The organism is Leptospira weilii serovar Ranarum str. ICFT, assembly GCF_000332415.1.
In the GTDB taxonomy this organism is placed as follows: Bacteria; Spirochaetota; Leptospiria; order Leptospirales; family Leptospiraceae; genus Leptospira; species Leptospira weilii_A.
Window position 1 is genome coordinate 237,501 of the sequence record NZ_AOHC02000052.1, and the last position, 1,391, is coordinate 238,891.

At 51.5% G+C, this 1,391-nt stretch carries 1 protein-coding gene (only partly in view); it reads right to left on the bottom strand.

Annotated features, from left to right (window positions below; all coding sequences use genetic code 11):
- Positions 1 to 1,366, bottom strand: partial view of a F0F1 ATP synthase subunit alpha gene (atpA, locus tag LEP1GSC060_RS17650; RefSeq protein WP_003009320.1) — the 5' portion only. The gene continues 146 nt to the left of window position 1, outside the view; the window shows 1,366 of its 1,512 coding nt (coding positions 1-1,366); it begins with the start codon at positions 1,364 to 1,366; its stop codon lies off the left edge, out of view.
- Positions 1,367 to 1,391 lie beyond the last annotated feature (25 nt).

A 1,391-nucleotide genomic window follows, 5' to 3' on the forward strand; every position in this document is an offset into this window, starting at 1 on the left:
GTTGAACTTTCGGCACCGGAATTTTATCCATAAAACCGCGGGTCACCGCGAAAATTTCCACAACCTGTTCTTCCACAGGATACGGAGAAGAAACGGGTTGTTTGAGCATCTGAACGATTCTATTTCCGCGATCGAGCTGTGCCTGAGTTGCAGGATCGAGTTCGGTTCCGAGTTGCGCAAACGCTTCGAGATCGCGGAACTGCGCGAGTTCGAGTTTCATCTTTCCGGCGACTTGTTTCATCGCCTTGATCTGCGCCGCGGAGCCGACCCGAGAAACCGAAATCCCCACGTCTACCGCGGGACGGTTCCCGGATGCGAACAAGTTGGACTGAAGATAAATCTGTCCGTCCGTGATCGAAATCACGTTCGTCGGAATGTATGCCGAAACCTCACCTTCCTGAGTCTCGATGATTGGAAGTGCGGTCAAAGAACCCGCGCCGTATTTGTCGTCGAGTTTCGCCGCTCTTTCGAGAAGTCTGGAGTGAAGATAGAACACGTCTCCCGGATACGCTTCCCGACCCGGAGGACGGCGAAGAAGAAGAGACATCTGACGATACGCAACCGCTTGTTTCGAAAGGTCGTCGTAAACTACGAGGGTCGCTTTCTTTTCGTTATACATAAAGTATTCCGCCATACTACATCCCGAGTAAGGAGCGATGTATTGAAGCGGAGCGGGTTCTGCGGCCGTCGCGGAAACTACGATCGTATATTCGAGAGCGCCTTTGTTCCGAAGCATTTCCACGGTGGAAGCAACGGTGGAAGCTTTCTGACCGATCGCCACATAAACGCAGATCACTCCGGCGCCCTTTTGATTGAGAATCGTATCGAGTGCGATGGAAGTTTTACCGGTTCCACGGTCGCCGATGATGAGCTCTCTTTGTCCGCGTCCGATCGGAATCATCGCGTCGATCGCTTTGATGCCGGTTTGCATCGGCTCGCCTACGGGTTGTCTCATCGCGATACCGGGTGCCGGAGATTCCACGGGTCTTGTGAGTTTTGCGTTGATCGGACCTTTTCCGTCGAGGGGTTCGCCTAACGGATTGACTACGCGACCGAGAAGTTCCGGACCGACGGGAACTTCGAGAATCCGGTTGGTTCTTTTTACGGTAAATCCTTCTTGGATTTCGAGGTAGTTTCCGTAAACGACCACACCCACCGAATTTTCTTCCAGGTTGAACGCCTGACCGAAGATTCCGTTTTGAAACTCGACCATCTCTCCGGACATCACGTTTTTGAGTCCGTATACGCGTGCGATTCCGTCTCCGATTTCTAAAACCGTTCCGACTTCATCAACGCCGAGGTCTTTTTTATAATTTAAAATTTCTTGTTTGAGAACGGACGTAATTTCGTCTGTCTTAATTTTCATAGACGGCTCCAACCGGTAATGGTGT